Here is a 26072-nt window from a genome sequence, read left to right as displayed (position 1 = left end):
GCAATTTACGGAACGGCACGTTCTTTTTCGCCGATTGAATCCGAATTATCGTGACTCGCTCCAGCATTCAAGCACTCAGGAGGAGCGTGATGCAACCTTCCCACCCCGGCGACCCGGCGCGACGCCTCGTCGTGCTCGCCGCCGTGTGCCTCGCGGCGCTCGCCATGCCGCTCGCATTTTCGGGCGGCGCGGTCGCCACGCCCGCCATCGGGCGCGATCTGGGCGGCAGCGCCGTCGCCATGAACTGGATCACCAACGCGTTCATGCTCGCCTTCGGCAGCCTGCTGATGGCGGCGGGCACGCTCGCCGACCGCTACGGCCGCAAGCGCATCTTCGCCTGGGGCGTGGCGGGCTTTACGCTCAGTTCGCTCGCGCTCGGCTTCGCGCCGTCGATCGTCGTCGTCGATCTGTTGCGCGGCGCGCAGGGCATGGCGGCAGCCGCGGCGCTCGCGGGCGGCACCGCCGCGCTCGCGCAGGAATTCGACGGCCACGCCCGCACGCGCGCCTTCAGCACGCTCGGGGCGACCTTCGGCATCGGGCTCGCGTTCGGACCGGTGATCGCAGGCGGTTTGATCGCGCAGTTCGGCTGGCGCGCGATCTTCGCGACGGGCGCCGTGGCGGGCGCGCTGTCGCTCGTCTTCGGCGTGCCGCGCATGCGCGAGTCGCGCGATCCGCACGCGCGCCAACTCGACCTCGCAGGCACGCTCACGTTCACCGCGGCGCTCACGGCCTTCACATGCGGCGTGATCGAAGCGCCCACGCGCGGCTGGACCTCCGCGCCCGTGCTCGCGCTGCTCGCGGCCTGCGCCGTGTGCGCGCTCGCGTTCGTGGCGGTGGAAACGCGCGTCGCACGGCCCATGCTCGATCTCTCGCTGTTTCGCTATCCGCGTTTCGTCGGCGTGCAGGTGCTGCCGATTGCGACCTGCTACGGCTACATCGTGCTGCTGGTGATGCTGCCGCTGCGCTTCATCGGCATCGACGGCGTAAGCGAAACGCACGCGGGCCTGCTGATGCTGGCCTTGTCGGCGCCGATGCTCGTCATGCCCTTCATCGCCGCGGCGCTCACGCGCTGGCTCTCGGCGGGCGTGATTTCGGGTATCGGCTTGACGATCGCGGCCGCCGGTCTGCTCGCGCTCGGCGCCACGCTGCACGACGTGGGCGACGCGACGTCCGCGAGCGCAGGCTGGGCGACCTGGGCGATGATCGCGCTTGGCGTGGGCGCGGGATTGCCGTGGGGGTTGATGGACGGTTTGTCGGTGAGCGTGGTGCCGAAGTCGCGCGCGGGCATGGCGACCGGCATTTTCAGCACGACGCGCGTGGCGGGCGAAGGCATCGCGCTCGCGGTCGTGAACGCGCTGCTCGCGGCGCTCGCGCAAGGGCATCTGCACGCGCTGACAACGCATGCCGATACGGCGACGCTCAACGCCGCAGCCGCGCGCCTTGCCACCGGCGATCTCGCGAACGCGAGCGCGCTGTTGCCGGGCGTCGCGCACGCGGCGCTGCAAGCGAGCTATCGCACGGCGTTCGGCGTGCTGTTGCAGGTGCTCGCGGGCATCACGCTGGTCTGCGCGCTCGCGGCGTTCGCGTTCCTCGCGCGCGTGCGCGCCCAGGACGAATGGCGCGACGCGCAAGCCTGCGAAGTCGGCGAAATCAGGACGAGCGCGCCGTGAGGATGCGCGGCGCGCGCGGCGAATGTCGAGCGTCGAAAGTCGAACGCCGAATCTCAGCCGAGGAAACGCTCGACGAGCTTCACGAAGTAACTCGCGCCGACCGGCAGCAGCGCATCGTTGAAGTCGTAGCTCGCGTTATGCAGCAGACACGGACCCGCGCCATGCCCCACCGCGCGATGATCGCCGCTGCCGTTGCCGATGAACGCATAGCAGCCCGGCTTCGCGCGCAGCATGAACGAGAAGTCTTCGGCGGCCATCGTCGGTTCGGCGGTGGCGTTCACGTGCTCGTCGCCGACCAGGTCGCGCATCACCTCGACCGCCAGCGCGGTCTGCGCGGGATCGTTGATCGTCGCCGGATACTGGCGCTCGAAATCGACCTCGCTCTCGCAGTCGAACGCCGACGCCGTCGCCGCCACCACCGCCTTCATGCGGCGCTCGATCAGATCGAGCGTTTCGTCGGAGAACGTGCGCACGGTGCCGCCGAGCCACGCGTCGGTCGGCACCACGTTGAGCGCCTCGCCCGCGTGAATCTGCGTGACGGAGAGCACCGCGCCCTCGATCGGATTGCGGTTGCGCGTGACGATGCCCTGCAGCGCGCTCAGCACCTGCCCCGCCGCGAACACCGGATCGCGGCCCAGATGCGGCATGGCCGCGTGACAGCCCGCGCCGCGCAGCGTGATGCGAAAGAGGCTCGTCGAAGCCATCAGCGCGCCCGGACGCACCGCGAAATCGCCCTCCGGAATGCCCGGCCAGTTGTGCAGGCCAAACACGGCATCGCACGGAAAACGCTCGAACAGACCGTCGTCGATCATCGCGCGCGCGCCGCCGCCCGCTTCCTCGGCGGGCTGGAAAATCACGTTGACGGTGCCGTCGAACGCGCCGTGTGCGGCCAGGTGTTGCGCCGCGCCGAGCAGCATCGCCGTGTGGCCGTCGTGGCCGCACGCGTGCATCGCGCCCGCCACCGTCGAACGATGCGCGAAGGTGTTGGCCTCCTGCACCGGCAGCGCGTCCATGTCGGCGCGCAGACCGATGGCGCGCGTGCTCGAACCGCGCGTGAGCGTGCCGACCACGCCCGTCTTGCCGACTTCGCGCGTGACCGCGAAGCCCCATTGTTCGAGCCGCCCGGCCACCAGCGCGGCGGTGCGCTGCACGTCGTAGCCAATCTCGGGATGAGCGTGAATATCGCGGCGGATCGCCTGCAACGCGCCGGCGTTCGCCTGAATGGAATCGATCAGTTTCATGCGGAGGAAAGCGGAAGAAAGCGCCGCGCGCCCGTCGCCGCACGAAGGCGGTACGGGCGCGCAGGCGCGTGAAATCAGATGTGGAAGAGCTGGGCGACGAGCGTCGCGCCAATGAACGTACCCGCGTTGGCGACGAACGACACCAGCACGATGCGCCAGCCGAGGCGGCGGAACGCCGGAATGTCCTTCGCGATCGAGAGGCCCGCGAAGGCCAGCATCGGCGTGGTCACGCCAAGGAAATCGTTGTGCGCGCTGAGGGCCGAAATCTGCGTGCCCCACGGGCACCACGGCGAAGTCAGGAACATCGCCACGACCGAGACCCAGCAGACGGCCGGAATCTTGCTGCCGGTCACGCGCGCGAGCGCGTCGCCGACGATGGTCGCGCCCACCATGATCGCGATGCCGGGCAGCCCGACCAGCGGCGTGGTGCCGTGCGCCATCCAGTCGCACACGAGCGCCATCGCGGCGGTCACGACCCACGCGAGCAGCTTGCCGCCGTAGCCGAGCGACGGCGCTTCGGTCTGCAAGTCGCCGAGCGACGGACGCGCGCTCGCGTCGTCCTGGGTCGACGCCTTCGTCGTGCGGCCGATCAGCGGTTCGAGTACGCGATAACCCCAGACCGCGAGCGGCAGCGAGATGAACAGCGTGAAATACGTGCCGATGGTCGTCGTGATCAGATTGCTGGCCGCCGCGAACGCGAGCACCGACTTCGCGGTTTCGGCGTCCTGCTGCGCGGCGATCGCGCCCGACGCGGCCGCCATCATGCTGCCCGAGCCGACGCCCGAACCCATCGCCATCGCGAGCGGATCGAAGATGCCGAGGCTCGCGACGAAGCCCGCGAAGATCGCGATGAACACCGCGCCGAACACGGTGCCGGTCAGGTATTCGGCCAGCACGCCGCGCCCTTCGGCGGAATCCATGCCGTACTTCTCGCCGATGATCGCGAGGCTCGGCTCGCGGCCCACCGAGAAGGTCGCGCCGATCGCTTCGCGCTTGATGCCGAGCAGCAGCGCGAGCGGCAAGCCCAGCAAAATCGTGCCGACGAAGTGCCCGAACTCCTGGAACGCGAGCGCCCAGCCCGCCGCCGCGAGCTTCGGCAATGCGCTGCCGACCATCAGCCCGAGCTTCGAGACGAACAGCAGCAGCGCCGGTTGCAGAATGGCCGCCGCGAGAAACTGATTCGACGTGTCGAGACGCGCCGCGCTTTTCCAGCGCTCGCTCGCGAGGCCGAGCGCCGCGCCCAGCAGCAGCGCCCAGATCATCGGCAGCAGCACGACCTTGCCGGGCCCGATCTTGAACGTGAACGAGCCGATTGCTTCCGCGATCAGCAGAATGCCCGCCGCGTACAGCATGACCTTGGCCGTGCCGCTGCCGCCGGCCTGCTGCCGTTCGATCCCCATGGTGTGCTCCATCTCAGTCTCCTTCGTCCAGGCCGCGCGTGCGCCCGTGTTACAGATAGCCGAATGCGGTCGGCGGCGCTTCCGCCGTCTCGACCCACACGCTCTTGGTCTGCGTGTACTCGTACAGCGCCTCGACGCCGCTCGAACGGCCATAGCCGCTCAGGCCGTAGCCGCCGAACGGCGACGCCACGTTGATGGTCTTGTAGCCGTTCACCCAGAACGTGCCCGCGTTGACCTGCGCGGCGACGCGATGCGCGCGCGCCACGTCGGTCGTCCAGGCCGCGCCCGCGAGGCCGAAGTCGGTGTCGTTGGCAATCGCCACGGCTTCTTCTTCGGTGTCGAACGGAATCGCCGCGACCACCGGCCCGAAGATCTCGGTGCGCGCCACGTCCATGTCGTTCGTCACGCCCGCGAGCACCGTCGGCGCGACGAAATAGCCGCCGTCGCCGCGCTCGGCCGAACCGGCCGCGAGCGTCGCGCCGTCCGCCACGCCGCGCGCGATCATCGACATCACGTGATCGTATTGCTTGCGATTGTTGATCGGCCCGACTTCGGTCGCGTCGTCGAGCGGCGCGCCCACGCGAATCTGCTTCGCGCCCGAGGCCACCATCGCCACGAATTCGTCGTACACGGCGCGCTGCACCAGCAGACGCGACCCGGCGACGCAGCTCTGGCCCGCGCCCGCGAAAATCGCGGCCTGGGCGGTGAGCGCGGCGCGCTTGAGGTCGGCATCCGCGAACACGATATTCGCCGATTTGCCGCCCAGTTCGAGCACGCACGGCACCACGCGGCGCGCGGCCGCTTCGGCGATGCGCGCGCCGGTCGCCGGCGAGCCGACGAACACGACCTTGCTGACCGTGCGATGCGCGATGGCCGCCTGGCCGACCGTGTGACCGAAACCGGCCAGCACGTTCACGAGACCGCGCGGCAGACCGGCCTGCTCGGCGATGCGTGCGAGCGCGAGCGAGGTGAACGGCGTCAGTTCCGAAGGCTTGAGCAGCACGCCGTTGCCCATCGCGACGGCGGGCGCGACCTGCCAGCCGCAGGTGAACACCGGCGCGTTCCAGGGCGTGATCTGCAGCACCACGCCGGCCGGTTCGCGGCGCGTGTAATTGAGGTGCGAAGTGGGCACCGGAATCACGCTGCCGTAGAACTTGTCGGTCCAGCCCGCGTAGTACTCGAACATCTCCGAGACCTTGGCGACTTCGCCGCGGCAATCGCGGATCGGCTTGCCCGAGCCCAGCGATTCCAGCCGCGCCATCGGTTCGACCTGGGCGCGGATCGCGCGCGCGACGTCGTTCATCACGCGACCGCGCGCCATGTGCGTGAGCGCCCACCATTCGCGTTGCGCGCGACGCGCGCTCGATGCGGCGTGATCGACGAGCGCCGCGCCCGCGTCGCGGTAGGTGAGCGAGGCGAGGCCGGTGGCCGCGTCGTAAAGCTGAACCGGTTCGCCCTGGCCTTCGACCAGTTCTCCGTCGATATACGAACCGAGCGTCTTCGCGCCCGGGAAGAAGTGCGCGAACGCGGCGAGCAAGAGGTCTGCGTGCTGGGTCATGTCCGTGATTCCGTGCTGATTACGTGCTGATGAGTGGGTGCGTGATGGCGAAAAGCGGCGGCGCTCAGTCCTGAGCCACCGTTTCGACGAACTCGACGATGCGGTTGAAATCCTCCGCGTCGCCGATCGACGCCGCGCTTTCGGCCCACAGACGGCCCGCTTCGCGCGCGACCGGCGCCTGGCTGTCCATCTTGTCGAGCAGCGCCATCGCGAGGCGCACGTCCTTGCGCATCAGCTTCATCGTGAAGCCGGAGTCGAACGCGCCGTTGAAAATCCACGTCGGGTAGTTCGTGAGCGTCGCGCTGTTGCGGCCCGAGCCGCCGTTGAGCGCATCGACGAGCTTCTCGGGATCGACGCCCGCCGCGCGCGCCGTGCGCACCGCTTCGCTCGCGACCAGCAGATGCACGCCGGTCAGCAGATTGTTGAGCAGCTTGGTGACGTGACCCGCGCCGACCGGCCCGACGTGCACGCGTTTCGCGCTGATGGTTTCGAGGATCGGCGCGACGGCTGCGATATGCGCGTCCGCGCCGCCGAGCACCATCGTCATGGTCGCGGTAGCCGCGCCCTTCGGGCCGCCGCTCACGGGAGCGTCGATGAAGCCGATGCCGCGCTCCGCCAGCTCCGCGGCCACGCGGCGCGTGCTGTCCGGATCGGCGGTGGTGGTGTCGATCACGATCGTGCCGGGGCGCGCATTCGCGAGCACGCCGTGTTCGCCGAGCACCACTTGCTCGACGATCGCCGAGGTCGGCAGCGAGAGCAACAGCACGTCGGCGTCGCGGGCGATATCGGCGATCGACTCGCGCGCGCTCACCACGCCCTGCTCCGCCAGCGCGGCGGCCACGCCCGGCGCCGCGTCGAAGCCCAGCACGTTAAAGCCGCCGCGTTGCAGCGAGCCGGCCATGCCGCGCCCCATATTGCCCAGACCAATCACGCCTACCGTTTTCATGCGCGTCTCCAGAAAAACCCTTGGTTCGGCCGGCGGCAAAGCCCCGCCGGCGCTCGATTGACCTCATGTTCGGCGACGCGAGCCGTATAATCAATCTCATCCAATATTGGTTTTGTTCTAATTTTTAGAACACTCGCCCGATCCTTTACCCCGAGCACGACGATGAGCGACACCCTGACCGACAGCCGGATCGTCTATTTTTACGAGGCCGTGCGCTGCGGCACGATCCGCGCGGCCGCCGACTGGCTGGACGTGGCGCCGTCCGCCGTGAGCCGCCAGATCGGCCTGCTGGAGCAGGAACTGGACGCTGCGCTGATCGAGCGCCACGCGCGCGGCGTCACGCCCACCGAGGCCGGGCGCTGCGTGATCGAATATTTCCGCGAGCAGCTCGCGCACCGCGACGACCTGCTCTCGCGGCTCGAAGAATTGCGCGGCATGAAAACTGGGCAAGTGAACGTGGTGCTGGGCGAAGGCTTCGTCTCCGACCTGCTCGCCGGACCGATGCAGCAGTTCTGCCGCCAGTTTCCGGGCATCCGCGTGAATCTGGACGTGGGCGGCACCAATGACGTGATCCGCAAGATTTCGAACGACGAAGGCGAAATCGGCCTCGTCTACAATCCGCCCGCCGAGCCCAAGCTCGTCTCGCGCGCCTCGAAGCGGCAGCCGATGATGGCGATCGTCGGGCCGGATTTTCCGCGCCGCACGCACAAGGTGCTCACGGTGCAGCAGATTGCGGCGTATCCGCTGGCCGCCACGCATCCGTCCTATGGCACGCGGCAAATGCTCGAAGCCGTCGAATACGCGGAACGCGTCAAGCTCGCGCCCACGGTCACAACCAATTCGTTCGCCATCCTGAAGGAATTCGTGCGCTCGGGTTTGGGCGTCGCGGTGATGCCGTCATTCGCAGTGGCCGCCGAATTGCAGGCGAAGGAACTGTTCGCGATCGACATCGCGCATCCGATTCTGGAGAACGCCGAAGCGCATATGGTCACGCGCGTGGGCCGCAAACTCTCGGTCGCCGCCAACAAGATGCTGCAATTGATGACTTCGCAGATGCGGGCGTTTCGTTGAGGCGTTAATGTCCCGCGGTTAATCTTCCACCATGCCGCGCTTCGCATCGTAAGCGCGCAACGCGTCACGAAGCGCGGCGTCGGTCCAGTTTTCCTTGAGTGCCTGACGCACGATAGCTTGCTGGCTCGGCGGCGCGAGTCCGCCCAACGGCGGGTCGCGGTCGAGATCGGTGGGAAACGGATAGCCCTCGGCGCACGACGCGATCACCGCTTCGATTTCCGCCGCCGACCACGCGCCGCTCGCTCGCGCCTCGCGCAACACGGGAAACACCGCTTCGCTCATGCGTCGCCGGTTCACCGTTTCCATCGCGCGCCCGAACGGCGACGACACCTGCAACAGATTGGCCATGCGCTGCACGTCGGCGGTGCGATTCGCGCCCGCCGCGTGAAAAAGCGCCGGGTTGAAAAACAGCGCGTCGCCTTTCGCAAGCGGCAACTGCACGCAATGCGCCTCGAAATACGCGCGAAAATCCTCCCGCCGCCACGCGACATAACCGGGCGCGTAACGTTGCGAATGCGGCAGCAGCCTGGTCGGCCCGCTTTCGACCGGCATGTCGCTGTGCGCCACCGCGCCCTGCAACGTGAGATACGCCGATACGCGATGCACGTGCGCCGGAAAACGCTGCGCCTCCTCCACGCTCAAAAAACCGAGGTGATAGTCGCGATGCGCGCGCTGCGCTTCGCCGCCCGGACGCACGACGTTGACCTGCGACGTCATCTGATAACCCGGCCCGAGCCACGCTTCGGAAGCCGCCGCGAGCACCGGATTGGCGAAATAGCACGCAAATACTTCGGGCGCGCGCACGCAGAGTTTCTCCTGCGCATTCCAGATGCGGTCGTTCGCGCCCGCCTTCGCGAAGTGATCGCCCGCACCAATGCCTTGCGTGCGCTCGCTCGCGATGATCGTCTCGAACACGGCGGTCGCGGCATCGACGGGCGCGGGATCGACATACGCGCCGCGCAACACGAACACGCCCGCGCCTGCGTCGAGCACCTGCGCCCACTCGGCCAGCAACGCGGCGCGGCGCGCTGGATCGGCGAGACTGGCCGCCAGCGCCGCGCAATCGTAGAGCGGAATCTTCTGCTGAATCTCGCTCGTGAAACGGGGGACGTGTGCCGGCTGTTCGATCAGCGCGGCGAATTCCTCCAGCGAGCACGCCTGCTCCGTGTAGGCGTGCGCCGTTTGCACCGCCTGCGCGGCCATTTCGATGCCTCGGTGATTCATCGCGTCTCCTGCGGCTTTTATCGTGATGAAACCCAGCATAGCGGCTCGCGGCGGCGCTGGGCTATCATGAATCCATCAAAAAACCATCAAGACCGAGGTGAGGTTCGTGGCGCACCGCTTTCTGGTCAAGGAGATCGCGCTTCAGGCCGGCGTTGGCCCGGCCACCGTCGATCGCGTGCTCAACGGCCGCGCGCATGTGCGCGACCATACGCGGCGGCGCGTCGAGCAGGCCATACGCGAGCTGGAAGATCAGCAATTGCAGATGGCGCGCACGGGCCGCAAGCTCGTCGTCGATGTGGTGGTCGAAGCGCCCGCGCGTTTCGCGAACGAGATCCGCGACGCGCTCGACGCCGAATTGCCCGGCCTGCATCCCGCCGTGTTCCGGCCGCGCTTCGATCTGCGCGAGACCATCGGCACCGAAGAAGTCGTGGCCACGCTCGCGGCGATTGCGCGGCGCGGCAGTCACGGCGTGCTGCTCAAGGCGCGCGACGTGCCCGCCATTGCGGCCGCCATCGGCGAGCTGCAACAGCGCGGCATTCCGGTCATTACGCTCTTCACCGATCTGCCCGATTCGGGCCGCGTGGCCTATGCGGGTCTGGACAATCGCGTGGCGGGCGCGACGGCGGCGTATCTCATCGGGCAATGGACGCGCGCACAGCGGGGCCGCGTGCTCGTCACGATGAGCGACGAACGCTTTCGCGGCGAGGAAGAACGCGAAATCGGCTTTCGCCACGCGCTGGAGGCGCGCTATCCGCATCTGGAGATCGTCGATGCGAGCGGCGGGCACGGACTCGACGCGCCCACCGAAGCGCGCGTGCACGCGGCGCTTGCGCAGCATGGCGAAATCGCCGCGGTCTATTCGATGGGCGGCGGCAATCCCGCAATCCTGCGCGCGCTCGCGCAACGGCAACCGAAACGACAACCGGAGCGGAAACAACATCCGGTCTGCTTCATCGGCCACGATCTCGACCGCGACAACGTGCGTCTGCTGCGCGATGGCCAGATTCACGCCGTTCTGCATCATGAATTACGGCAGGATCTGCGCGCGGCCTGCCATCACGTCATGGCGTTTCACAAGCTGCTGCCGGCTTCGGCTGTGTCGACGTCTTCGTCGGTCGTGGTCGTGACGCCGGAAAACATTCCGGCGTCGGTCATGGCGCGGCTCGGTTATTCGACCGCTTATTCGACCGAGTCGTGAATATCGGTGAGACGGATCATGTGCGGCTTCACGCTCGCGTCGTCGTCGGATTCGGCTTGCGCGGGCGGATGAATCAGCGCGTCGAGCCGCGCGCGCGTCGCGAGAAATTCCGGGGACGTGAACTGCGCATAGCTGCGCGGACGCGGCACCGGCACCTCGATCAGCTCCTGCACTTCGCCTGGATTCGCCTTGAGCACCAGAATGCGATCGGCGAGAAAAATCGCTTCGTCCAGATCGTGCGTGATAAAGAAAATCGTGATGTCGACATTGCGCCAGATATCGAGCAGATGCGCCTGCATCTTCGCGCGCGTCTGCGCATCGAGCGCACCGAACGGCTCGTCCATCAGCAGGATGCCGGGCCGGTTCGCGAGCGCCCGCGCAATCGCCACGCGCTGCTTCATGCCGCCGGAAAGCTGGTGCGGATACGCATTGGCGAACTTCTCCAGCCCCACGAGATCGAGCCATTGCAACGCTTCGCGCTCCGCCTGCGCCGCGCCCTGACCATTCATACGGAGTCCGAACATCACGTTCTTCTTCACGGTCAGCCAGGGAAACAGCGTGTAGCCCTGAAACACCATGCCGCGATCGGCGCCCGGTCCGCGAACGGCCTTGCCGTTCACGCGCACTTCGCCCGAGGTCTGCGTTTCGAGACCCGCGAGCATACGGATCAGCGTGGACTTGCCGCAACCCGACGGCCCGATCACGCAGACGAATTCGCGCCTGTGCGTGGTGAAGCTGACGTTGGACAGCGCGGTGTGCTCGCCTTGCGGCGTCGAAAAACGCTTGGTGAGATTGCGCACTTCGAGAATCGGCTCGCGTGCCTTCAGGCGCGCGAAACGCTCGCGCACGGCCTCGGATTGCAGGAGATAGTCGGGAACGGGCTGCGGATTGAACATGGCGACGTCCTGTGATGTGAAAACGCGACGCGTGCGCGAACGGTGTGCGGTGCTGTGAGCCTGGAAACTGTCAGCCTGGAAAATCAGGCCTTCAGCGTGCGGTCCCACGGAAACAGCTTGCGTCCGAGGAACGCGAGCACGATGTCGGTGCCAAGCCCGATGATGCCGATCATCATGATCGCGGCATAGACGTTGTCGAAATGCTGGTAACGCGCCTGCTGCGTGATGTACCACGTGATGCCCGAACTCGTGCCCACGAGTTCCGCCACGATCAGATAAGTCCACGCCCAGCCGAGCAGAATGCGTTGATCGCGATACAGGTCCGGCAAAATGCCCGGCACCACCACATGCGTGAGCAGTTTCAGACGCGACGTGCCGAGCGTCATGGCCGCTTCGAGCAGGCCGAATTCGAGCTTGCGCGTGGTGTTCGCAATGATCAGCACCTGCTGGAACAGCGTGCCGATCACGATAATGGCGATCTTCGGCGCATCGTAAATGCCGAGCACGGCCACCATCAGCGCGCCGAATGCGGGCGCGGGCAAATAGCGGAAGAACTCGAAGAACGGTTCCTGCAAGCGCGCGAGCACGCTATACGTGCCGCACACGATGCCGACCGGCACGCCGATCAGCGAAGAGACGAGAAAGCCCCAGAAAATAATCTGGATGCTGTGCCACAAACTCTGATGCAGCCACACGCCGTCCGCCGAAGCGGGTGGCGTCGTGAACGCGGTATAGAACGCACGCAGCACTTCATGCGGCGCGGGCAGATACACGGGATTGGCGGGCACGCCCGTCGGCAGCGCTGTGTGCGCTTCGCGCGCGTGCGTCAGTTCATCGGCGAAAATTGCCTTGTCGACCCGCATACCCGGCTGAAAATAATCGACGCTGCCGGGCTGCGTAATCAACATCTGCGGATGCCAGACGAAAGGCGCGTAACTCACCACGCACCACACCAGCAGCGGCAGCAGAAACGAGCCGAGTCCCAACATCCATTTGCCGCGCGGCGTCAGCTCGCGGCGCACTGCAAACACTCCGGTCTGGCTGATCTCTGCCATGAATCTCTCCTGCTGGTGGGGCGGGTTGTCACGCGCCAATACGCTTGCGCGCTTTATTTCAAGCGCTTATTTCAGCCGCTTATTTCAGGCTGCTCGTGAGCGACGGATCGACATAGGCGCTCACGTCCTGCGGCGCCTTGTAGACCTGATACTTCACGTTGAACGCATCGGCCGCGCGGCTCGAACCGTACAGCGACTTGAAGCCGTCGGCGTTCACATAAGCCTGTTGCGCTTCGGGCAGCGTGAGCAGCTTCGTGCCCTTGAGCAGAGGCAGATATTGCGCAGGCGTGAGGCCCACGCGCGCCGACATGATCTTCACGGCGTCGCCCTGCGTGGCCGGATCTTCGATGTAATGCACCACGCGATACCAGACCTTCGCGAGCTTCGCGTAGTCGGCCTTGTGCGCGGCGAGGCTCACCGGATTCACCGCCAGCACGTCGTAGATCAGGCCCGGTTCGTCGGCGGACGTGAACACCGGACGCGCGCCCGGCACCGCGCGCTGCGCTTCGCCCGCGTTCGGCTGCCAGGCCGCGATCGCCGCCACATCCGACGATGCGAGCACCTGCGGCGTCTCGGTCGTCTTCGCATTCACGAGCGTCACATCGCTCTCCTTCATGCCCGCGCGTTGCAGCGCGTCGAGCAGCAGCAGGTGATCGACCACGCCGAATTCCACGCCGATCTTCTTGCCCTTGAGGTCCTGAATCTTGCGCGCGGGCGGCTTCGCGATGACCATGTCGTTGCCGTTCGAATAATCGGTGATGAGCGCCATCACGTTCTTCGCGCCGTTCGCGCCCATCGTGAGCGCGTCGCCGTTGGTCACGAGCACCGCGTCGAGCTTGTTGGCCGCGAATGCATCCATCGACGCGGCGTAGTCGAACCAGTCGAACTTGACGTCGAGGCCCGCTTCCTTGAGCCAGCCCTTGTCGATCGCGACCTGCCAGGCGACCCAGCCCGGCCAGTCGCTATAGCCGATGCGCAGCGGCGCGGCGTTCGCGGCTTGCGCACCGGCGGCGAAAAGGCCCGCCGCGAGCGCGAGCCCCGACGCGATGCGTGCGAACGTGAAGTGCTTGGTCTTCATTGCGGTTCTCCAGGTGTAAAAAGTGCAGCGTGGGTTCGGTTGATGATGTCGTTGTCGGTGGAAACGAAGCGGGTTCAGGCCAGTTGCGCCGCGCTGCGTCGATACGCGCGCCAGCCGCCAAACGCGCTGATATCCTCCGCGCCGTCGAGCGCGAGACGCTCGCACAAAAAGCCCTGCACGAAGCCACCATTTGCGAGTTCGAGCATGCCGATGCCCAGCGGCGACGGGATCAGCGCGACGAACGAACCGTAGTGCTCGACGGGCATCTCCCAGACTTCGACTTCGATTGCGTGGCCGTCTTGCGCCACGCGCACGAGGCCTGGCTTTTCGATGCCTTGTGAAGCGGCTTTCGGCAACGCATAAAGGCGATAGTGTTTCGATGTCGTGGTCGCGGCAACGAGCTTCGCGGCGCGCGACGTCAACTGTGCGTTCAACGGTTCGCCACTCAGATGCGCGCCGACCACGGCCACGCGCACCGTTGCAGGCGCGGCCGACGTCACCGTGGCATTCGACGCCGCTTCGCCCAGCCACGTACGCGCGATATCGAGCAGCTTCGCGTCTTCGTGCGCGCGGCCGACGAAGGTGATGCCGAACGGTTTGCCCGCGTGCGCGCCGCTTTCGCAGCGCCCCGCCGGCACCGCCAGCGCGGAGAGATCGAGCAGATTCACGAAGTTCGTGTAATAGCCGAAGCGTGCATTCACGCCGATCGGATCGGCTTCGAGTTCCGCGACCGTGGAGGTGGTCGGCGAAGTCGGCGTGACGATGGCGTCGATCTCAGGCCACACGCGTTCGGCCTGCATCCGCAGCGCAGCGAGCGTGTCCTGCGCGGCGAAGGCATCGGCGGCGCTCCAGCGTGCCGCGCCGCCGATAATCGCGCGTGTGACCGGATGCAGCGCGTCGGGATGCGCTTCGTAAAACGGACGAATCGCGGCGAGTCGCTCGGCAACGAACGGCCCTTCGTAAAGCAACCGCGCCGTGGCGAGAAACGGCTCGAAGTCGATCTCGACGAGTTGCGCGCCCGCTGCACGCAGCGCGTCGAGCGCGGCGTCGAAGGCCTGCGCGTACGACGCATCGCCATAGAATTCGCGTTGCGACGCACGCGGCACGCCAAGGCGCAAGCCCTTAAACGCGGCGTGCGCGCCCGGATCGCCCTGCCACGCGCGCGCATACGGATCGTTCTGCGCCACGCCATGCGCGCTTGCGAACACGCGCTGCGCGTCGTCCGCCGTATGCGCGAAGATCGACACGCAATCGAGCGATCGGCACGCGGGCACCACGCCCAGCGTGCTCAGCACGCCCTTGGTCGGCTTGAGCCCGACGAGACCATGAAACGCCGCCGGCACGCGGCCCGAACCGGCCGTGTCGGTGCCCAGCGAGAACGCGGCGAGGCCCATCGCCACTGAGACCGCCGAGCCCGAACTCGATCCGCCCGACGCATACTCGGGATCAAGCGCGTTGCGGCACGCGCCATACGGCGAGCGCTGCCCCGACAAGCCCGTGGCGAACTGATCGAGATTGGTCTTGCCGACCGGAATCGCGCCCGCCGCAATCAAACGCTCGACCACGGGTGCGCTTTTCTCCGGCAAGTAAGCGTAATCGGGACAGCCTGCCGTGGTCGGCACGCCCGCGAGATCGATGTTGTCCTTGATCGCGAACGGGATGCCGTAGAGCGGCAGCGTGGCCGGGTCCCGGCTCGCGAGCGCATCGGCGTAACGCATCATCTCGTCGCGCGTGAGGGCGCGAATCCAGATGCGATGCGGATCGTCGCCCGCCGTGTGCGCCGCGATGCGATCGACGAGTTGCGCGGGCGTGAGGCTGCCGTCGAGATAACGCGCGCGCAACGCGGCGATCGTCATCGGCTGACCGGCGGCGTCCGGTGTCGTGGAAAGCAGATTCATTGGCATGCGGCCTCCTCGCCGCTCGGGCTCGTCGTCGTGCTGTCGGTTGTCGTTGCGCTCACGCGGATCGCCATCAAACGCTGGCCCGCCGTCACGGCGTCGCCTTCCTGGCAGGCGAGCGCTTCGATCACGCCGCTCGCGGGCGCGGCGACCGTCACTTCCATCTTCATCGATTCGAGGATCGCCACGTCCTGGCCTTCCTCCACGGCGTCGCCTTGCGCGACCAGCAGCTTCCACACGCTGCCCGATACGTCCGCGCCAATCGCGCGGCAATCGTCGTCGAGTTCGGTTTGCGACTGCGCATTCGCGCCGCCTTCCGCGCCCGGCTCGCCGACGTATTCGGCCTGGCCCGCCTCGCGCCAGCGCTCGCGTTCCGCTTCGAACGCCGCTTGTTGCGTGGCTTTGAACGCGGCAATCGACGCGGCTTCGTCGCGCAGAAAACGCTCGTATTCGCCGAGGTCGAACACCGATTCCTCGATGTGCAGACTGCGCCGCCCCGCAATGAATTCGCTGCGCCACTGCGCGAGTTCGCTCTCGCTCACTTCGTAGAAGCGGATCTCGTCGAAGAAACGCAGCAGCCACGGTTTGCCCGCCTCGAATTCCTTCGTGGTGCGATAGCGATTCCACATCTGCACCGTGCGGCCGACGAACTGATAACCGCCGGGGCCTTCCATGCCGTACACGCACAGATACGCGCCGCCGATGCCGACCGCGTTTTCGGGCGTCCACGTACGCGCCGGGTTGTACTTCGTGGTGACGAGCCGATGACGCGGATCCACGGGCGTGGCGACCGGCGCGCCGAGATAGACGTCGCCGAGACCGAGCACGAGATAGCGCGCGTCGAACAAAATGCGCTTCACGTCGTCGATGCTGTTCAGCCCGTTGATGCGACGAATGAACTCGATATTGCTCGGGCACCACGGCGCATCGGGCCGCACGCTCTGCATATAGCGCTCGATGGCCACGCGCGTCGACGGGTCGTCCCACGAGAGCGGCAGATGCACGACGCGGTTCGGCACGCGCATTGCATCGACGGCGGGCAATTGCGTTTCCGCATGCTTGAGATGGTCGAGCAGCGCGTCGAGCGAGAGCGTGCCCGGATCGATATGCACCTGGAGCGAACGAATCCCCGGCGTGAGATCGACGATGCCGGGCAGGCGATGCTCAGCGAGCCAGTTCATCAGCGCATGCACGCGAAAACGCAGCTTGAGGTCGAGCACGGGCGGGCCGTATTCGATCAGCAGATTGCGATCGCCCGAGCGGCGATAGACGACGTCGACTCCGCTTTCGCCGGTGCTTTCGCTGCGATGAAGCACACACTCGTGCGTCGCGTTCTCCTTCGCGGGCACGAAGCGCACCGTATCGCCGGGACGCAACTGGCCGAGCTTCCACAACTCGTCGCCCACCACCGTCACGGGACATACGAAGCCGCCGAGACTCGGGCCATCGGGACCGAGAATCACCGGCATGTCGCCCGTGAAATCGACCGCGCCGATCGCATAGGCGTTGTCGTGAATATTCGACGGATGCAGGCCCGCTTCGCCGCCGTCCGTGCGCGCCCATTGCGGCTTCGGCCCGATCAGGCGCACGCCCGTGCGGCTGGAGTTGTAATGCACAGTCCAGCGCGCGTCGTAGAGCATCGCGATGTCGTCGGGCGTGAGGAAATCGGGCGCGCCGTGCGGGCCGTCGAGCACCGCGAGTGCCCATTCGTGCGTGAGCGCGGGCACGTCGCCGGGCGGCAGCGTCGCGCCCGCCTCGCCCTTGCCCGCGCCCGGCGCGAGATGCAGCACATCGCCCTTGCGCAATGCGCGGCCCGCGTGGCCGCCGAACTGCCCGAGCGTAAACGTCGCCTTGCTGCCGAGATAATCGGGCACCTGCAGGCCGCCGCGCACCGCGAGGCACGCGCGCACGCCCGCGCCCGTCACGCCGCCAAGCTTGAGCACGCTGCCGGCGCGCGCGCGCACGACTTGCCAGAACGCCACGGGCGCGCCGTCGAGCGACGCCGCGAGCGGCGCGCCGCCGAGCACGAACAGCGTCTCGCAGTTAAAGCGCAGCGTGGCGCCGACCATCGTGAATTCGAGGCCCGCCGCGTCGGCCGCGTTGCCGAGCAAAGCGTTCGCGAGCGTGAACGAGCGGTCGTCCATCGGGCCCGAGGGCGGCACGCCCACGTCCCAGTAGCCCAGGCGTCCCGGCGTCTGCTGCACGGTCGTCTGCACGCCGCCGTCGAGCACGTCGACGGTGTGCGGCGCGAACACGAAGCGGCCGAGAAAACCCGTGGTCTGCTCGCCCGCCGCAAAGGTCGCCGATCCGACCACGGCGCGCAGATAGTCGAGATTGGTTTCGATGCCGTAGAGCTGCGTGCGGTCGAGCGCGTTCGCGAGCGTGGCGAGCGCCGCTTCGCGCGTATCGCCGCTGGCGATGAGTTTGGCGATCAGCGGATCGTAGAACGCGCTGACTTCCGTGCCCGCATCGACCCAGGTGTCCACGCGCACGTCGTCGGGAAAACTCACGTGCGTGAGCAGCCCCGAACTCGGCTGAAACTGGCGATTCGGATCTTCGGCGTAGATACGCACCTGCACACTCGCGCCGCGCGGACCTCCGCTCAGCGACTGCGCGAGCGCGTCGAGCGGCGCGAGCGAGCCTTCCGCCTGACGAATCATCCACTCGACGAGATCCACGCCGTAGACCTGCTCGGTCACGCCGTGCTCCACCTGCAGTCGCGTATTCACTTCGAGGAAATAAAACGCGCGCGCGTGCGCGTCGAACACGAACTCCACCGTGCCCGCATTCGCGTACTGCACGGCGCGCGCGAGACGCACGGCGGTTTCATGCAGCGTGGTGCGCTCCGCCTCACTCAAACCCGGCGCGGGCGTTTCCTCGATCACTTTCTGATTGCGGCGCTGCACCGAGCAGTCGCGTTCGCCGAGCGCGATCACGCCGCCCTTGCCATCGCCGAAAATCTGCACTTCGATATGGCGCGCGTGCTCGACGAATTTTTCGAGGTACACGCCCGCGTTCGCGAAGTTGCTCTGGCCGAGCCGCGCGACCGAGGCGAAGGCCGCTTCGAGTTGCGCGGCGTCGCGGCACAGCGACATGCCGATACCGCCGCCGCCCGCCGTGCTCTTGAGCATGACCGGATAGCCGAGCGAAGCCGCCGCATCGAGCGCGGCCTGGACGTCGGCCAGCAAGCCGGTGCCGGGCAGCAGCGCCACGCCATTCGCTTCGGCGATTTCGCGCGCCGTGTGCTTCAGGCCGAACGCCGTCATCTGCTCCGCGCGCGGGCCAATGAACGCAATGCCCGCGGCTTCGCAATCGCGCGCGAACGCGGCATTTTCTGAAAGAAATCCATAACCGGGATGCACGGCCTGTGCGCCGGTCTTGCGCGCCGCGTCGAGAATGGCCGCCGCGTTCAGATAGCTCTGCGCGACCGGCGCGGGCCCGATGCAGACCGCTTCGTCGGCGAGCATGACGTGCATCGCGTGACGATCCGCTTCCGAATACACCGCCACCGACGCGATGCCGAGCCGCTTGAGCGTGCGGATCACGCGGCACGCAATCTCGCCGCGATTGGCGATGAGGATCTTGTCGAACGCCATCACGCCTCCCACACGAGCAGGCGCACCGGCGTCGGGTTATAGCCGTTGCACGGATTGTTCAGTTGCGGACAGTTCGAAATCAGCACGGTCACGTCTTCTTCGGCGCGCACTTCCACGTATTTGCCGGGCGCGGAAATGCCGTCTTCGAACGTGAGTTTGCCGAGCGGCGTGACCGGCACGTTCATGAAGAAGTTGATGTTGCTGACGAGATCGCGCTTGCCCAGTTGCGAAGCCGCGCCGCACGAGCAATGCGCGAGCGCGTTCAGATAACTGTCGCGACAGCTGTGCATGTGGCGCTTGTCGAGCGCGTAACGCACGGTGTTGCTCTCGGCCGCGCACGCGCCGCCGAGCGTGTCGTGACGCCCGCAGGTGTCGGCGACGATGGTGAGCATCGGGCGGCCGAGATTCGACATCAGCACGCTGCCCGCGCTCAGATACAGATTGCCCTGCGTGCGAATGGTGTCCTGCGCGCTATAACGTTCGGCGGGATCGTCGCTGCGATAGAACAGCGTGTCGACGGCCTGATTGCCTTCGAGATCGACGATACGCAGCGTCTCGCCGCGCTTGATGTCGTAGAGCCACGGCTCGCCCGCGGGCAGCGTGAAGTCGTAACGGGCGGTGCGCGCGTCGAACGCGCTTTCGATGATCGGCATGGCGGCTCCTCAGGCGAACAGGCGGTCGGTGTTGGTGAACGCGCGGCCGTTTTCGGCGCACGCGTTGCGGCACGGATCGTCGGCGGGCGCGGAGGACTCCGCGGGATAGGCGCGCCATGCAATCAGCTTCACCGGTTTCGGCGTGTACTCGCGTTGCGGATCGAGCGGATGCGGCGCCGTGGAAAACGCCGCCAGCGTGTTCATCTCGAAGCGCAGATCGAGCGCAGCGCCCGCGCGCGAATGGCCGCTCACATAGCTGAGCGCGCCGTCGTCGCCCACGGCGACCTTGCTGAAGAAGTTCACGTTCGCCGCAAGATCGCGCGGCCCGAGGCCGTACTTCGCGAGTTCGAGCACGAGGCTGTCGCGGCCATTGCGGATCATCTCGTTGCGATGCGCCTGATAGCGGCGCTCGCCGTATTTGCGCGCGAACAGCGCCGCGTCGCCGACACCGCCGAGCGGATCGTGCCAGCCCAGCGTATCGCCCGTAATCGAGGCGACGACGCGGCCCATGTCGGTATGCAGTGCGTGGCCGCGCGTGAGGTGGGCCGTGTGCTGCGCCTTCAGCGTGTCGGCCATGTTGTAGCGTTCGAGCGGATCTTCCTGGCGATGAAACACGGCGGCGAGATTCGCGCCGCCTTCGATATCGACGATCCGCAGCGCGAGGCCGCGACGCAGAATGCCGGACCAGTGCGTGCCCGCGGGAATCACGGCTTCCCAAAGCGGCGCGGCGACCGGCGCGAGGTCGTTGAAATCGTCGAGTTCAGTGAGGAGGCTGGACGGCATGGAGGCTCCGGGTGGCGAAGGGAATAAGCGTGAGAGGGCGACCGAACGACATCGCGACCTCCCGGGCTTTTATCCCTCCGTGGAGCCTCATCGCCGCCTTGCGTGCAAGGTGGGAGACGAGACCGGATTGCTCTCGGACCAGGCATCGGCACACTCCACAAACTGCGCGCCGACCGGAACCCTAGCGATCCTAAGATGATGCAAATTGCTTCGCACCTCTCGCAGGCTGATGTAGCGAGATCCGTGCCAATGTTCTTGGCGTGGCGTGAAGTGCCTTATGCGGCGGCGCTTTTCAGGCGATTCGATCCGCGTGAAAACGCGTTGGGCGAATGGCGCGTTGCACCGCGAAGCGGCGCTCGCTTGCCCCAACATGGTGATCGGCGCGACACCGATTTGCGCGCGGCACATTTTCTGTGCGGACGTTTTCTTTCTCTCCGCACGTTCAATGCGTTGATACGCGCATGACAAGGACGCTGCGCGATTGGCATGGCTGTTGCTCGCAGCACAGCGTTCAATCCGAATCATCCACGGGAATCCGCATGAGCCGAGCAACGCGATTTCGACAATTTCTCTACGCGCTCTTCGCGGCGCGCTTCATTGAGTTGCAACGCGCCGACGCGCGGCGTTAAATCCCATTTCTTCACGCGCGCGTTATTCAATCTGTTTTGCAGCTAGCGTTTCCCCGCACCGGACGCCTCGCGCGCGCGGTGTACGATGCGAATGAGCCGCATGTGCTGCGGCCTCGTTCGGGGAACGCGCCATGAAAGTGTCGTGGCAACGCCGCATCACCTTGTTCGTCCAGCGATTCTGGCAGCCGACCAGCGCGTGCATGACCTGCATGCCGGGCAGTTGGGCCAACGTCATGAGCCTCGCGCATTGGGCGATCGCCTTCAAGACCGGTCTGCTCACCGGCGTGCTGGCGCTGCTGCTCACCTTCACGCCGGCGGCCAGACTCTTCGCGAATCGATATGGCAACGCGCTGGTGGTCGGTTGCCTGACCACGATCGGCGACGCGTATTCGCACACGAGCCACTACCGCATTCCTGTTCTGGAGCACCTCGTCACGGGCGCGATCTCGGGGCTGTTCGCGCTCGCCGCATCGTATCTGTTCGAGGACCGCGCGCGCCGCATCCGCACGGTCTGGGTGCGTATCTTCGGATGATTCGATTCGCCCGGTTTCGATCAGATTGAATGCCATGCCCCGCGCTCACGCCGCACGCGGCGATGCAACGGGCGGCGAGCCGTCATGGAACAGACCCGCGAGTTGCGTGCGCAATTCCGGCGAATCGGCATGATGGTGAACAGTGACCGCATGCTGCACGGCGGCTTCGAGCAGTTCCTGATCGGAATCCGCCGAGATGGCCACCGAGCAGTGCATTTCGCTGGGAAATTCCCGGCAATCTATATACTTGCGAGTCATGGCACGACTCCTCGTTAATCAATTAACTCCAGTCCGATGCATGCCTGCACAACGCTGCGGTCATGCGACAAAATTATAGGTTCTCAGCATTCCAGTTGCTAAAATAAGCAGAAGACGACGCTGCGCACGCACTTAAAAACAAGCGCAGCGTGCGTTATCAAACGGACGCTTTACATTATTAGTCAGGTTATCTAATCAATCAGGCGGCGTGTCCGGCTACCTGAATTCAATCCGGCTGCGTTCACAAAACGCGCCCCGGCCGGACTGCGCGGCCTCGCCTCCTTCGTGCGCCTGCTGCCTTCCCGAAAGCACGGCATTTCCGGCTTTCCCCACGGGACGCACGCTGCGTCCCACTCACGACTCCTTCCGCATGCTTCGCCACGCGCCGCCGCTCGCACGCATTCGCCACGCCCGTCGCGCCATGCGGATTCGCGAACTGCCGAATGAGAGGTGTGCAATGTCCAGCTTGTCGAGCGATTCCATCGAAACATTCAAACGCGCGCTGCGCGGTCAGGTGCTGCAACCGGACGACGCGGGCTACGACGCAGCCCGCCAGCTCTGGAACGCGATGATCGACCGGCGTCCCGCCTTGATCGTGCGCTGCCAGGGTTGCGCCGACGTGCGCCAGGCCGTCGCGTTCGCGCGCGAGTCCGGGCTCGCGCTCGCCGTGCGCGGCGGCGCACACAACATCGCGGGTAGCGCGATGTGCGACGACGGCCTCGTGATCGACCTGTCGGCGATGAAATCGGTGCGCGTCGAGCCGGCCACGCGCCGCGCGTTTGTCGAGCCCGGCGCGACGCTCGCCGACTTCGACCACGAAGCGCAGGCCTTCGGCCTCGCCACGCCGCTCGGCATCAACTCCACCACGGGCGTGGCCGGACTCACGCTGGGCGGCGGCTTCGGCTGGCTGAGCCGTCGCTTCGGCATGACGGTCGACAATCTCGTGGCCGCCGACGTGGTGACCGCCGACGGCAATCTGCTGCGCGCGAGCGCCACCGAGCACCCCGACCTCTTCTGGGCGATTCGCGGCGGCGGCGGCAATTTCGGCGTGGTGACGATGTTCGAATTCGCGCTGCACGCCGTGGGACCGGAAGTCTATGGCGGACTGGTGGTGCTGCCCATCGCCGCCGCAAAGGAAGCGCTGCAACGCTACCGCGAAGCCGCCGTGGCGATGCCTCGCGATCTCACCGTCTGGAGCGTGCTGCGCTTCGCGCCGCCGCTGCCCTTCCTGCCCGAGGACGTGCACGGCAAGCCCGTGATCGTGTTCGCCATCTGCTATTCGGGGCCGCCCGAGAACGCGGCGGCGGCCGTCGAACCGGTCCGGCAATTCGGCACCGCGTGCGGCGAACATCTCGGGCCGATGCCCTATACGGCGTGGCAGCAGGCCTTCGATCCACTGCTGACACCCGGCGCGCGCAATTACTGGAAGTCGCACAATCTCGCGCAATTGCCGGACGGCCTCATCGATACGCTCACCGCCGCCATCGACACGCTGCCTTCGCCGCAGTGCGAAATCTTTTTCGGCCAGATCGGCGGCGCCACCACGAGCGTGCCGCCGGACGCCACCGCGTATCCGAATCGCGACGCGCTCTTTGTGATGAACGTGCACGGCCGCTGGACCGAACCCGACGACGACGCCCGCTGCATCGGCTGGGCGCGCGACTTCTTCGAAGCTTCGGCGCCGTATGCGCTCGGCAGCGTCTACGTGAACTTCCTCACCGACGACGAACGCGCGCGCGTGAGCGACGCCTACGGGCCGAACATGGAACGGCTGATCGCCGTGAAAACGCGCTACGACCCGCACAACCTCTTCAACCGCAATCAGAACATCGCGCCTGCCGCCAACACCTGATGTGCGGATCGTTATCCACGTTCGCCGGGTTCGAACACACCTGGCAATCCTCAGGAGAATCGTCATGCTGACTTATGTGGTGCTCGCGCAATTCACCGATCAAGGCATCCGCACGGTCAAGAACAGTGCGCAGCGCGCCGGTCAGGCCGCCGAACTGGCCCGCACGTTCAAGTGCGAAATGAAGCAGATCTACTGGACGCTCGGCCAGTACGATCTGGTCACGATCGTGGAAGCCGAAGACGAAGCGGGCTTCATGGCGTTCGGTCTCGCGCTCGGCTCGGCGGGGAACATCCGCACGCAAACGTTGCGCGCGTTCGACAAGGACGCCTTCGGCGCGATGCTCGGCAAGCTCGGTTGAGCCGGGACGCTCAGTGATGACTCCATACCGGCAGTTCGCGCGGCATCATGCCGGCGTCCTGCTGATCGCGCTCCGATGAGGCGTTCTCATAGCGCGCGCTGCGCTCGTTCGCGGCGCGCGCGAGCCACCACCTGGCCTCGCGGCTCGATGCGTCGATCGCCAGCGCGCGCGCCGCGTCGTGACGCACGCAGCCCCACTGGCCTGCGCGCCCGCAGCGATGCGCGTAGGCGAGCAAGGTGTCGCGATCCTGCTCGCGGGTCGTCAGTTCGGCGCGCATGCGCTGGGCGGCGTCGTTGTCGGGTTGCGCGGCCAGCGCGCGGGCGAGCGCGGCGTGCGCCGCCGCGAGGCGGTTCTGGTCGAGGTACGCGCGGGCGCTGGCGAGATTGGCGGTCACGTCGGACCGCGCGCCCGCTGCCGATTTCGATGCCGGCGACGTCCGCGCACCGGTGGCGGCCGCGGAGGTCGACGTGATCGGCGGCTTGCTGCCGGACCGCGGCGCAGGCACCGCTGTGGCAGCCGCGGCGGTAGCGGCGGCCACAGCCGGCTGTGCGCCGGAACCCGCGTCGGCGGCCGGCGACCGTCCGATTACCGCGCCCTCGGCCACCTGCGCCGCGGAAGCCCGCGCGCCGTCGTCGCCGCGGTGGCCGATCAGAAACGCTGCCAGCACCGCGAGCGCCGTCAGGCTCGCGCACGCCACGAGCGGCACGCGCTTGCGACGCGCGAAATCGGCTTCATCGTGTGATTCGTATTCAAACGTCCGGATCGGTGTTTCGACGCCCGGCATGCGGGCGGGCGCGACGCGCGCGCCCGCATGCCGTGTCGGCGATAGTGCGGTCGACGCGGCCACGCCAGGCGGTGCAAGCGCGCCCGTCGCACCCATTGCCACCGACGACAACGGTTGCGCGCCGCCTTTGCGCGTCTGCACAACCGGCGCAGCCAGTCTATTCACGCCGCATCGCGGGCAGAAAATCAATGGCGCGTGAAAGGCGGCGCCGCAGCGCTCGCACTGCTCGCCTTGCTGAACGGCGGAGTCGCTTCGACCAGGTTCGCTGAACATGGGAAGTACTAAACGATGGAAGGAGGATCGTCGAAAATCGCCTGAACGCCCGTCGCCAAAAGGGGCCGCCTCAATATGGGCCACTTCGTGGGCAAGATCAATCGGAGGATTCCGCCAGCGTGGCGGATACAGACAGGCCGCTGGCGCGAGAAGCCGGGCGCGCAGGCACAGAGAAGCGCGCGTGGCCGCAATGCCGGACAAACCCACTCGGGTATTTAGAGGCAAAGTCTCAAAAAACAGACGCTGATAAGCCGCAAACCCCGTCGCTACGAATGCGCGTCATTTTGCCGCCCGCGACCCATCAGTCCCTGGTGTGACAATGCTCGAAACGAACCAAGGAGTCATCCGATGCTGTCACCCGCCGCGGTATCCGACATCGTTGTACGTCGTATCGGACGTACCCCTACGGCGCCCGCCGTTTCGGCATCCGCACGATGCTCGGGATGTGCGATGCGCCACCTTTGCGTGCCCCAAGGCATGGCATCGGACGACATGCCCAAACTCGAAGCGGTCATCTGCAGCGCGCGCCGTGTGCGCCGCGGCGAGTCGCTCTACCGTTCGGGCGAGCGTTTCGACAATCTCTACGCCGTGCGCTCCGGCTCGCTCAAGACCACCATCGTCCATCGCGACGGCCGCGAGCAGATCACCGGCCTGCGCCTCGCGGGCGAAGCGCTCGGTCTCGACGGCATCGCCACTGACGTGCATGCGTTCAGCGCGGTGGCGCTCGAAGACAGCTCGATCTGCATCATTCCCTACGACGCACTCAAGACGCTGTGCCGCGAAGTCGGCACGATGCAGGATCGCATGAACCGCCTGATGGGCGATCAGTTCAACCGCGAAGCCTCGCAGATGATGGTGCTCGGTTCGCTCTCCGCCGAGGAGCGCGTGGCGGCTTTCCTGCTCGACGTGTCCGATCGCAACGCGCAGCGCGGCTACTCGCACGCCGAATTCCATCTGCGCATGTCGCGCGAAGATATGGGCAGCTATCTCGGCATCACGCTCGAAACGGTGAGCCGGATTCTGTCTCGTTTCCAGAAGCGCGGTCTGATCGAAACGCAGGGCAAGTTCATTCGTATCGACGACCTCGAAGGTCTGCGCGCGCTTTAAGCTTCCCGCCC

At 66.5% G+C, this 26072-nt stretch carries 22 protein-coding genes and 1 riboswitch; of the genes, 8 read left to right on the top strand and 14 right to left on the bottom strand.

Annotation, left to right across the window (positions count from 1 at the left end; all coding sequences use genetic code 11):
- The first annotated feature begins 89 nt into the window (after positions 1 to 89).
- Positions 90 to 1670 carry an MFS transporter gene (locus tag BMY06_RS05940; protein ID WP_074982014.1) on the top strand — a complete coding sequence of 527 codons (1581 nt, stop codon included), beginning with the start codon at positions 90 to 92 and terminating at the stop codon, positions 1668 to 1670.
- 53 nt (positions 1671 to 1723) lie between these two features.
- On the opposite strand, the gene BMY06_RS05935 is transcribed toward BMY06_RS05940, so the two are convergent.
- The 4 genes from BMY06_RS05935 to BMY06_RS05920 form a co-directional block, all read right to left on the bottom strand.
- The gene (locus BMY06_RS05935) at positions 1724 to 2911 is read right to left on the bottom strand and encodes a M20 aminoacylase family protein (RefSeq protein ID WP_074982012.1); all 1188 of its coding nucleotides are present in this window, start codon (positions 2909 to 2911) and stop codon (positions 1724 to 1726) included.
- Positions 2912 to 2985: 74 nt separating this feature from the next.
- Entirely contained in the window at positions 2986 to 4323 is a 1338-nt protein-coding gene (locus BMY06_RS05930) for a DUF3100 domain-containing protein (RefSeq protein ID WP_074982010.1), read from the bottom strand.
- A gap of 37 nt (positions 4324 to 4360) precedes the next feature.
- Positions 4361 to 5869, bottom strand: a complete 1509-nt coding sequence (locus BMY06_RS05925) for an aldehyde dehydrogenase family protein (protein ID WP_074982008.1) — start codon at positions 5867 to 5869, stop codon at positions 4361 to 4363.
- A gap of 64 nt (positions 5870 to 5933) precedes the next feature.
- Positions 5934 to 6815: an NAD(P)-dependent oxidoreductase gene (locus tag BMY06_RS05920; protein WP_074982006.1), complete on the bottom strand. Its 882-nt coding sequence runs from the start codon at positions 6813 to 6815 to the stop codon at positions 5934 to 5936.
- A gap of 162 nt (positions 6816 to 6977) precedes the next feature.
- Between BMY06_RS05920 and BMY06_RS05915 the strand changes: the two genes are divergently transcribed.
- On the top strand, positions 6978 to 7886 hold the full coding sequence (locus tag BMY06_RS05915) for a LysR family transcriptional regulator (RefSeq protein WP_065060855.1): 909 nt from the start codon (positions 6978 to 6980) through the stop codon (positions 7884 to 7886).
- An 18-nt stretch (positions 7887 to 7904) separates the two neighbouring features.
- Here BMY06_RS05915 and BMY06_RS05910 read toward each other — a convergent pair whose 3' ends face one another.
- The gene (locus BMY06_RS05910) at positions 7905 to 9110 is read right to left on the bottom strand and encodes a phytanoyl-CoA dioxygenase family protein (RefSeq protein ID WP_080180792.1); all 1206 of its coding nucleotides are present in this window, start codon (positions 9108 to 9110) and stop codon (positions 7905 to 7907) included.
- Between the two features lie 106 nt (positions 9111 to 9216).
- Here BMY06_RS05910 and BMY06_RS05905 point away from each other — a divergent pair, with 106 nt between their 5' ends.
- The gene (locus BMY06_RS05905; protein ID WP_074982004.1) at positions 9217 to 10308 is read left to right on the top strand and encodes a LacI family DNA-binding transcriptional regulator; all 1092 of its coding nucleotides are present in this window, start codon (positions 9217 to 9219) and stop codon (positions 10306 to 10308) included.
- Here the strand turns inward: BMY06_RS05905 and BMY06_RS05900 are convergent.
- The 7 genes from BMY06_RS05900 to BMY06_RS05870 form a co-directional block, all read right to left on the bottom strand.
- Positions 10290 to 11204, bottom strand: coding sequence for an ABC transporter ATP-binding protein (locus BMY06_RS05900; RefSeq protein WP_065060857.1), 915 nt, complete (start codon positions 11202 to 11204; stop codon positions 10290 to 10292). The two genes, BMY06_RS05905 and BMY06_RS05900, sit on opposite strands and share 19 nt — an antisense overlap.
- A gap of 83 nt (positions 11205 to 11287) precedes the next feature.
- Entirely contained in the window at positions 11288 to 12259 is a 972-nt protein-coding gene (locus BMY06_RS05895; protein ID WP_074982002.1) for an ABC transporter permease, read from the bottom strand.
- A gap of 79 nt (positions 12260 to 12338) precedes the next feature.
- Positions 12339 to 13337: an ABC transporter substrate-binding protein gene (locus tag BMY06_RS05890; RefSeq protein ID WP_065060859.1), complete on the bottom strand. Its 999-nt coding sequence runs from the start codon at positions 13335 to 13337 to the stop codon at positions 12339 to 12341.
- A gap of 74 nt (positions 13338 to 13411) precedes the next feature.
- Positions 13412 to 15235, bottom strand: coding sequence for an allophanate hydrolase (atzF, locus tag BMY06_RS05885; RefSeq protein ID WP_390970743.1), 1824 nt, complete (start codon positions 15233 to 15235; stop codon positions 13412 to 13414).
- On the bottom strand, positions 15232 to 18831 hold the full coding sequence (locus BMY06_RS05880; protein ID WP_074981999.1) for a 5-oxoprolinase/urea amidolyase family protein: 3600 nt from the start codon (positions 18829 to 18831) through the stop codon (positions 15232 to 15234). Before BMY06_RS05880 ends, atzF begins: the two co-directional genes overlap by 4 nt.
- A complete protein-coding gene (locus BMY06_RS05875) occupies positions 18831 to 19484 on the bottom strand; it encodes an urea amidolyase associated protein UAAP2 (RefSeq protein ID WP_074981997.1) in 654 nt (217 codons plus the stop codon). The genes BMY06_RS05880 and BMY06_RS05875 overlap by 1 nt, the downstream gene beginning before the upstream one ends.
- A gap of 9 nt (positions 19485 to 19493) precedes the next feature.
- The gene (locus BMY06_RS05870) at positions 19494 to 20267 is read right to left on the bottom strand and encodes an urea amidolyase associated protein UAAP1 (RefSeq protein WP_080180791.1); all 774 of its coding nucleotides are present in this window, start codon (positions 20265 to 20267) and stop codon (positions 19494 to 19496) included.
- A 56-nt stretch (positions 20268 to 20323) separates the two neighbouring features.
- Positions 20324 to 20463, bottom strand: a riboswitch (guanidine-I (ykkC/yxkD leader).
- Between BMY06_RS05870 and BMY06_RS38490 the strand changes: the two genes are divergently transcribed.
- On the top strand, positions 20463 to 20732 hold the full coding sequence (locus tag BMY06_RS38490) for a hypothetical protein (RefSeq protein WP_124263113.1): 270 nt from the start codon (positions 20463 to 20465) through the stop codon (positions 20730 to 20732). It overlaps the preceding riboswitch by 1 nt.
- A gap of 295 nt (positions 20733 to 21027) precedes the next feature.
- Positions 21028 to 21429, top strand: coding sequence for a hypothetical protein (locus tag BMY06_RS05865; RefSeq protein ID WP_074981995.1), 402 nt, complete (start codon positions 21028 to 21030; stop codon positions 21427 to 21429).
- A gap of 45 nt (positions 21430 to 21474) precedes the next feature.
- On the opposite strand, the gene BMY06_RS05860 is transcribed toward BMY06_RS05865, so the two are convergent.
- Positions 21475 to 21687 (bottom strand): DUF1059 domain-containing protein, encoded by a 213-nt coding sequence (locus BMY06_RS05860; RefSeq protein WP_065060864.1) that lies wholly within the window; start codon positions 21685 to 21687, stop codon positions 21475 to 21477.
- 457 nt (positions 21688 to 22144) lie between these two features.
- On the opposite strand from BMY06_RS05860, the gene BMY06_RS05855 reads away from it, so the two are divergent.
- Positions 22145 to 23539, top strand: a complete 1395-nt coding sequence (locus BMY06_RS05855; RefSeq protein ID WP_065060865.1) for an FAD-binding oxidoreductase — start codon at positions 22145 to 22147, stop codon at positions 23537 to 23539.
- 64 nt (positions 23540 to 23603) lie between these two features.
- Positions 23604 to 23897, top strand: a complete 294-nt coding sequence (locus BMY06_RS05850; protein WP_065060866.1) for a GYD domain-containing protein — start codon at positions 23604 to 23606, stop codon at positions 23895 to 23897.
- 10 nt (positions 23898 to 23907) lie between these two features.
- On the opposite strand, the gene BMY06_RS05845 is transcribed toward BMY06_RS05850, so the two are convergent.
- Positions 23908 to 25155, bottom strand: a complete 1248-nt coding sequence (locus tag BMY06_RS05845) for a hypothetical protein (protein WP_143064408.1) — start codon at positions 25153 to 25155, stop codon at positions 23908 to 23910.
- A gap of 249 nt (positions 25156 to 25404) precedes the next feature.
- Between BMY06_RS05845 and BMY06_RS05840 the strand changes: the two genes are divergently transcribed.
- Entirely contained in the window at positions 25405 to 26061 is a 657-nt protein-coding gene (locus tag BMY06_RS05840; RefSeq protein ID WP_065060868.1) for a helix-turn-helix domain-containing protein, read from the top strand.
- Positions 26062 to 26072 lie beyond the last annotated feature (11 nt).

It is taken from the genome of Paraburkholderia tropica (assembly GCF_900109265.1).
Lineage (GTDB): Bacteria > Pseudomonadota > Gammaproteobacteria > Burkholderiales > Burkholderiaceae > Paraburkholderia > Paraburkholderia tropica.
The sequence above is the reverse complement of the archived record's forward strand: the minus strand, read 5'-3'. Positions and strand labels throughout refer to the sequence as shown.

Coding starts and splice junctions, on each gene's coding strand:
- BMY06_RS05855 (WP_065060865.1), top strand. CDS start 22,145: ATGTCCAGCTTGTCGAGCGATTCCATCGAAACATTCAAACGCGCGCTG.
- BMY06_RS05910 (WP_080180792.1), bottom strand. CDS start 9,110: ATGAATCACCGAGGCATCGAAATGGCCGCGCAGGCGGTGCAAACGGCG.
- BMY06_RS05895 (WP_074982002.1), bottom strand. CDS start 12,259: ATGGCAGAGATCAGCCAGACCGGAGTGTTTGCAGTGCGCCGCGAGCTG.
- BMY06_RS05940 (WP_074982014.1), top strand. CDS start 90: ATGCAACCTTCCCACCCCGGCGACCCGGCGCGACGCCTCGTCGTGCTC.
- BMY06_RS05860 (WP_065060864.1), bottom strand. CDS start 21,687: ATGACTCGCAAGTATATAGATTGCCGGGAATTTCCCAGCGAAATGCAC.
- BMY06_RS05890 (WP_065060859.1), bottom strand. CDS start 13,337: ATGAAGACCAAGCACTTCACGTTCGCACGCATCGCGTCGGGGCTCGCG.
- BMY06_RS05935 (WP_074982012.1), bottom strand. CDS start 2,911: ATGAAACTGATCGATTCCATTCAGGCGAACGCCGGCGCGTTGCAGGCG.
- BMY06_RS05840 (WP_065060868.1), top strand. CDS start 25,405: ATGCGCCACCTTTGCGTGCCCCAAGGCATGGCATCGGACGACATGCCC.
- BMY06_RS05850 (WP_065060866.1), top strand. CDS start 23,604: ATGCTGACTTATGTGGTGCTCGCGCAATTCACCGATCAAGGCATCCGC.
- BMY06_RS05875 (WP_074981997.1), bottom strand. CDS start 19,484: ATGCCGATCATCGAAAGCGCGTTCGACGCGCGCACCGCCCGTTACGAC.
- BMY06_RS05920 (WP_074982006.1), bottom strand. CDS start 6,815: ATGAAAACGGTAGGCGTGATTGGTCTGGGCAATATGGGGCGCGGCATG.
- BMY06_RS05930 (WP_074982010.1), bottom strand. CDS start 4,323: ATGGAGCACACCATGGGGATCGAACGGCAGCAGGCCGGCGGCAGCGGC.
- BMY06_RS05925 (WP_074982008.1), bottom strand. CDS start 5,869: ATGACCCAGCACGCAGACCTCTTGCTCGCCGCGTTCGCGCACTTCTTC.
- atzF (WP_390970743.1), bottom strand. CDS start 15,235: ATGAATCTGCTTTCCACGACACCGGACGCCGCCGGTCAGCCGATGACG.
- BMY06_RS05865 (WP_074981995.1), top strand. CDS start 21,028: ATGAAAGTGTCGTGGCAACGCCGCATCACCTTGTTCGTCCAGCGATTC.
- BMY06_RS05915 (WP_065060855.1), top strand. CDS start 6,978: ATGAGCGACACCCTGACCGACAGCCGGATCGTCTATTTTTACGAGGCC.
- BMY06_RS05870 (WP_080180791.1), bottom strand. CDS start 20,267: ATGCCGTCCAGCCTCCTCACTGAACTCGACGATTTCAACGACCTCGCG.
- BMY06_RS38490 (WP_124263113.1), top strand. CDS start 20,463: ATGATGCAAATTGCTTCGCACCTCTCGCAGGCTGATGTAGCGAGATCC.
- BMY06_RS05900 (WP_065060857.1), bottom strand. CDS start 11,204: ATGTTCAATCCGCAGCCCGTTCCCGACTATCTCCTGCAATCCGAGGCC.
- BMY06_RS05880 (WP_074981999.1), bottom strand. CDS start 18,831: ATGGCGTTCGACAAGATCCTCATCGCCAATCGCGGCGAGATTGCGTGC.